The following is a 7,737-nucleotide window of genomic DNA, read 5'->3' on the forward strand; positions in this document are numbered from 1 at the left end:
TGGTTATACCTTAAGACAGAATAAATATTGACTTTTTAACAGAAGAGGCTATCCCGAAAGGATAGTTTTTTCTTTTTTTAAACAGAATAAATCTTAATTGTTAATAACTTTTTACCACAAAAACAAAAAAATGTGATATTTTTGCGCCCAAATTTATCCTATTAAAAAATAAAAGATGATAAAGAAAATTAAGAAACCACTATTTATTAATTTATTAATTCTTGTTTTGTTTTTTTCCTCAGGGAGATTGCTTGCACAGAGTTGTGATTCAAATATACAGAAGGCTCTGGAGCAAACGCGTATTACTACTTTTGAGAAAATTACTCAGGGAACAGTGGGTGAGTTTGTTGTTCGCTATCCTTTAGCGGGGACTACTTATACCCTTACCGATCAGTCGGGTGCTGTCTATAGTAAGACTTATACAGGTACTCCAGTGGAAATTACTCTTCGTATTCCTATAGGAGTAGTAAATACAACTCGTAGATTCTCTCTTAAGGTACAGAATGGAGCTTGTTCCTATGAAACAGGATTTGACTATACCATTACTCCACAAACTACACTTGCACTATCGATAAGGGTAGAGAAAGAATGGTGCTTACAAGGAGGAGGAATCTTTTTCAAGCTTATAGGCACAGGAGCTAATGAAGCAAATTATAATTTCTTTATCAAGAAAAGTACAGATGCAAATTATGATCGCTCTAAACATATCTCACCTGCCAGTGGAGTACAAGCCATTGCAGCAGGGAAGTATGATATTCTAGCTGAACATAAGACTGATCCTACTCAAAAAATAGAAGCACAAAACATAGAGGTGAAATTAGCTCTGGAGGATACAGAGTATACAGTCTTGTATGTACCTTCGGTATGTCCTGGGCATAATGGAAATATACAAGTAAATGTAACCAAAGGTAAGTATCCTCTTTATTTTACATTGCTCAAAGCTGATGGTACAGCCTATAGTACTGCTACTACTCGTCAAACATCCAATATTTTTACCAATATTCCCGTAGGTAACTATAAGGTAAGAGTAGAAGACTATTGTGCCATAGGAGGAGGGAATGCTCAGCAGCCTAAACCTGTTACTGTTAAGAACTACAATTTTACCATCAATAGAATGGAAAATCTAGCTGCTTGGGAGTATGGTTGTCGTTATGTGAGTTTTGATCGTTTGTTCTTTGAGATAGATAATCTTAAAGAAATATTGGATGCGGATGCATTTCCTTATCCATTTACAATCAATGTAACTTTTCAATCTCCAACAAATCGTACCTATGCTAAGACTTATGTTATTAATAATCGCAGAGAGTTGGAGACTATTTTTGCGATATCTCAACGCAATGGAGTAGAAACGTTTCTCTATACTCGTAACTATATACGAGAAAACTATCCTGTAGAATATGGTGTGTGGAAGATAAATTCACAACTCATATCTTGTGGTACCACAAAAAATATTCCAGAAAAACAGGCTACAGTAGATGATCCTTTTGATGCAATAAATGTAACATTAAATAATATAACGGTAGGAAATTCTTGTAATTCAGTAGCAATTGTAAGGAATACTGTATATTCTACTGCTTCCACTAGGGATACTAATATCCCTGTCTACTTTGTTTTAGAGAATTATCCTTCAGGCTTCATTCCTGAAGCTGCTGGTTTCTATAAAATTACCAGTGCTAATCCTTCTTTGAATAATAAATATGCCAAAAGGTTAGATGGTAATGATTCTAATCTTGTAGATCCACAATTCCTTACTGCAGGACAGCAATTTACTTTCAAAATGGTTTATGAAAACTGTGATAGGGTAAAAACAAAAACCGTGATAATTCCAGCAAGTAGTGCTATTCCTTCTGGGATATATCCTCATCCAGCAGGGACTTGTAAGGGAGTAAGTGCCTCTGGTACTGATTATGCAACATTGGTAATTGAGCAACGTACAGGTAGTCCTATTACTCAAATAGTGCTTAAGTCTACCACTGCAGATACGTCAAAGCTTCCTGCAGGGATGACCTTACCTTATATAATAAAGGATAGTGAGCGTATAACAGATAAATATTGGATGGTAAGGGATTTACCTAAAGGTAAATATACCATAGAACATACCAATACTTGTGGAGTAACTGCAAGTCAGGAGTATGAATTGGCAGGAGAAACCTATAACATCAGTTGGGTAGAAGGGTGTACACCTAAACTAAACTTTATCTATACGACTACTCAAATGAAAGATTATACTTCTTTCTTGATTGAACGTTATAATGATGAGAACGGACAATGGGAAAGAGTAGAGCTGTTCACTCCTAGTAATAATGCACCTTATCAATATGAGATAACAGGTAATACAAGAGGAAAATTCCGTTTAGCTTATTTTGTTTCAGCTACTTCTGGTTTTATGAGACAAGGAGTAAGCTATGATTGTAAGCAGGTGATTTCTGAGAAGGAATTTAGAGGAACAATGCTTGAACCAAAAGTATATGGTTTTGGTTGTAACAATAATAAATATCAAGTAGCAGTACGACCACGTGGAGGAATTCCTCCATACACTTATAAGCTTGTTTCGAAAGTAGTAGCGGGAGTGACAACCCCTCTTAATATAGCATCCGATGACGAAAACTTCTTCCTCAATATAGATGGTTCTGATAGTGAGGCTCGCTATGTATTTCAGGTAGAAGATTCTTGTAGAGAAGCTAGAACTGTGGACTATAAAGTGTCTAACTTTATTCCTCCTAAACTCGAGACAGAACAAGAGTTCTATTGTACAGGACAAAAAGCAAAACTCTCTATACCTCAACTTGGAACTAAGGTCAAAATAGAGTGGTATCGCTCTGATAATCCTTCCCATATCTTGGGAACGAGTCACGAATTGGTAATTAATTCATTAACAGATGATGATTTTACTCATACTTATGGTGTAAGGCTTACAGGACAGTTCTCTAGTGATGTAAATGTTTGTATCGCTGGGGCTAACTTGCAATCTTATAAGTTCAAGCGTAAGGTAGTTACTATGCCTACATTTACAATGCCAGCTAATACTCCTGTAAGGAAGTGTATAGATGGTAGTGTTGCCAATGAAACTTTTGATTTGAACAGTTTGTTTAACAAACCAGCTGATCTTACAACTTATCTAGCAGCTAATCCTTCTGTTATAACCAAAATACGAGATAAAGCAGGTGTTGTAAGTGTACCTAATGATGGAATTGTAAATATTAATTCGATAGACTTCCTTAGTAGAACAATCACTTTTGTATATAGTGTACTGAATGCTTGTGGTGATAGGATATTAGAAGTAGAGAATACTCTTACAGTAGCTCCTGTTGTGTCTTATTACACAAATACAACAGTAAATATCTGTAAAGTAGCACCTACATATAAAGATATAAAAGAATATATCTTAGCTAATAATTCAAGTGTAAGATCGGCTAATGTAGGCTTTGATTGGTATGAGAATCTAGCGGATGCTAATGCAGAAAATAATAAAAAGTCAGAGACAAGTTCCTTGGGGACACTTACAGAAGGAACTCCTAAGACAGTATATTTACGATATACAAAATCAGGTTTTTGTAATGGTAAAGTCCTTGCTATTCAGGTAAATAAAGTTTCTACTGCAGCTCTTCCAGCAAAGAGCTTAGGGACTATTTGTGCACTAAATGTACTTCAGCTCAAAAAGCTGATAGATCCTAATGATTTTGCTAAAATTTTTATTTATCAAAATAACACTATATTACCAGATAACTATCAGCTTACAAGTGATAGTAATATTACCTATACTAAGCAGGTGAGTGATAATTGTCAAACAGCTAAAGCAAATGTTACCTTCACCGCTAAAGCTGTTACACAAGTAGAGGCTAAAACACTCTCTCTTTGTACAAGTTTGGATAATCGAGGAAATGCCTATGTAACTCATGAACAAGTCAAAGCTAAGATAAGGGAATCTTATCCTAATGCAGAAGCCAATGGTATAAAATTATATATAAAGGATGATTATTCAGAACGATATAGTGAATATACGCCAAATGAATTTTTTGTTTTTCAACCTTTATATTATACTGTAACAGAAACAGGAAAATGTGAATCAGCTCCTAAGCAATTAAATTTTTCTGCTTCAACTGATGTTACTCCAGCAGCTCCTATTAGTGTTTCTCTTTGTGAAAACACTACCGTGGCTGACTTATTGGCTAAAATAACAGGAAACAATAAGAAAGTATATAAAGATGGAGTGCTACAAACTTCTACAGATCCTATTGATTGGGATATGGCGGATAAGTACCAATATACTTTGGAAAATGCTGGAAAATGTCCTAGCCTTCAAGCAATTATTACCTTAACTAAATCAACTAATGTAACCCCTGCACCAACTAAAGTAGTATCTTTCTGTTCAGCAACACCTAAAGTTGTTGATTTGCGTACAGCTATAGGGGATAGTACAGCTAAGATTTATCTTAAGAATGGTAATCGTTATGACCAGCAACCAGATACAGCATTTATCAATACAGCGCTTACCTATTATTATACTATTGAGCAAGCAGGTAAGTGTATCAGTCCGAAAGGACTTATTGCCTATAGCATAGGAACTGCACCACAACCTGGAGGGTTCAATAAAATAGAAACCTGTCCTACTACCGTAGGTCAGCTCCGTACAGCAATAAGAGCGGCTGAACCAGCTCGTATTGCAGAAACACTTAAAATATATGAGGGGACTGTGGATCCACCTACTTCGGCACCTTTGGCTGATAATACTCCGATCACAGCTACCCAATATAGCTATACCTATACGCCAACAGGAGGATGTCCTTCTCCAATTCGTATAGTAGATATAATCAAACCTAATGCACCTACTGTAGCACAAACTACACAAATAGTTTGTGGTGCTACTGCTACTGTGGCTAATTTACAACCACAAGGACCTAATATTCGTTGGTATCAATCAGCTACAGGAGGGACACCTTTGGCAACCAATACTATTCTTACTGTTGGAGACTACTATGTGGCACAAACTAATGCTGGAGGAACCTGTGAAAGTACAAGGGTGAAAGTGACTGTACAACAAGGTACAGGAGGTAATGAAACGCTAAACTTCCAATCTACGAACAATTCTCTTAATTGTATCTCTACAGGTCAGTTGCGTTTCCAAATACAGAATGCTCAAACAGGTAAGTCTTACAGAGTACAGCTTACTGAGTACCCAACAGGCTATACTGGAGCTACTGAATTCACAATCACAGAGAGTGACAAAGATGGAGCTACTCCTTTTGTGAAGTTTACACGCTATAATATGCCTGCGGGTACCTATAAGGCAAGATTGATAACTTGTAACCTTGCCAATGGACAGCCTGTACCTGCAACGATTGCTCGTATGCAACGTGATTTTCCAGCACCTGATAGGTCTAATAATGATTTTGGTAATGATCAAACATACAGAGACCTCCAAAATGGAGGACAAGCCAGTTGTGATTATTTAGATATTCGTTATAGTAACAATACCAACTCACCATTCTATAAGTATTTCAATACGCCTGAGTTAGTACGACTATATGAATATACGGCTTATTCTGACAAAGACTTACAGGAGCACTATGGAGGTAACCCTAATGATGCACGTATAGTGTGGCGTGATCTTTTCACTGTGCCAGCAGGTACGTCCTCTGCTATAAATAATGTAATATACTATGATTTGCGAGTGCATAATCGTACCTATAACGACTTAAAAGGAGACACATCTAAACATCCTAAGTTCTATTTCCGTATCAAAGGACATAACAGCTGTAATAACCAAGCAACTCCGATGCTCGTGGGTAGAATGAGCTTTATGAATACAGGTATTGTCTTTGGAGGTACTTGCCAGTCGCCAGAGATGTCAGTAACTGCCGAGAACCAAATGGTGTGTTATCCTGTAAGTTATGAAATAAAAGATACAACTACAGGGCAAAAGGTAGGTGAGGGACAAATCACCTATGCTACTGAGAGAAAGAATGTTACTACATTGAGTAATGGACAACCTTTCAAGAGAGATCGCCGTTACCAAGTAATTTTCACCTCTCGAGATGGACAAACACAGACACAAACTAATAGTTTTGATGATTTTTATAGCTTAATACGTCCTGGAGGAGAATATATTCCTCAAACAAGATGCTTTGGAAGTAATGAAGCACCTAAGGGAAATATACAAGTGTACCATAGGGTGAACCAGTCAGGAACTATGTATTCTATGAATGGTTTCAAAGTTACCTTGTTGCAAGCGCCTCCTGGATATACAGATGAACCAGGTAAATTGAGACTCAATGTGCCTGTTACTATCCAATATACAGATCCTAATAAGCGGGCAACTAACATTATGGCAACTTCTCGTCAAGATGATATGACCCAAATGTTTACTTTGCCTGAGGGTACCTATAAGATTAAAGTAGAAGATACTTGTGGAAATGTAACCTATGTATATAGTGGTAGAAATTCCGCTAAGCAAGAATTTGATTTGGTGCAGCCACCTTATCAAGAGAAAGCATTGACTCCTGCAACAGAAACTGAATGTACTAAAGTAAAGGTATATCCTTTCAGAGGAAATGCTAATTTTGATTGGCTTAAGGTAAATAATCAAAATAGAAAAATTTATGTATACCTATTCAGACGTCCTAATGGTATAACCGATAGAGATGTAACAGTAAGTGGCAACTTATCCGATGTTGTAGGAGGTAAGACCTATATCAAAGCGGTATATGACCCAGCTAATCCTGCTTCGGCTGACCAGTATTTCTCCTTACCTAGAAACCAAAATTCTGAAGGTAGTTATACCTTTATATATGGTGCAAGAATAGGTGTAGGAGGTAGAGAAGAACAAGATCTAATTAAGTATATAAGTACTGGTGGTACAGAAGGTTGTGCACGTACTTTTGATATAAGTGTAGATGATGTACTTCTTAACTTTGATAGAAATGGCTATATAGGCTATAAGTGTGAGAACAATACAGGTAAAATTGTGGTAAAAGCCATCAATGGTATAGGTGGTTCTGGCACTTATAAATATGAGCTGTATGATGTAAAGAATGGTACGCTTATCGCTACCCAAACGGCTGCCAAGGGAGTGGAAGTAACCTTTACAAACTTAGGTACTTTCGCACCAGGACAGAACTCTCGTTGGGTGAGAATTACTGATTCGGCTTGTGCTTCAGAACCTGTATGGCGTCAGTTGCCTATAGCAGATGCTTCTCAAGCAAATCTTCTATTGAAGAATCCGCTGAATACAGCTTATTGTGAAGGGGCAGCCCTTACTATAGAATTGAGACCTATAGGAGCGACCAAGTATGTTTGGACATTGCCTAATGGTACAACCCAAGAGACTACATTGCCTAAGTTAGAGATCAACTCTCTACAAGCTGCTCATTCAGGTACTTACTCTGTCAAGGCAGAAGGACTTACCTGTGGAGCCAATGTACTTACTTTTAACTATAACATAACTGTTTTAAGTAGACCAACTGCTGGACAGACCTATACGTTCTGCCAAGGAGCAAATGTAGCTGCTCTCAAGGCAAGAGTAGATACCAATACTACTATTGTAAAAGTATATAAAAATGGTGTGTTGGTAAGTGATGATAATCAGCAACTTACAACAACAGATACTTATACTGTAAGTAAGTCCAACGCCTCTTGTGAAACGGATAAAGTAGGGGTTACTATAGCACTTACTAATCCATCAGCTCCTACAGTAGCTCCAGCTCGTACAGAGTGCCCTACTTCGGTAAGCACACTATT

The 7,737-nt window shown here is 37.2% G+C and carries 1 pseudogene; it reads left to right on the top strand.

Annotation, left to right across the window (positions count from 1 at the left end):
* Window positions 1-175 precede the first annotated feature (175 nt).
* Window positions 176-7,737 (top strand): annotated as a pseudogene (locus tag RYK20_RS10405) (hypothetical protein); the annotation flags it as partial.

The sequence above is a fragment of the uncultured Capnocytophaga sp. genome, assembly GCF_963525585.1.
Classification (GTDB): domain Bacteria; phylum Bacteroidota; class Bacteroidia; order Flavobacteriales; family Flavobacteriaceae; genus Capnocytophaga.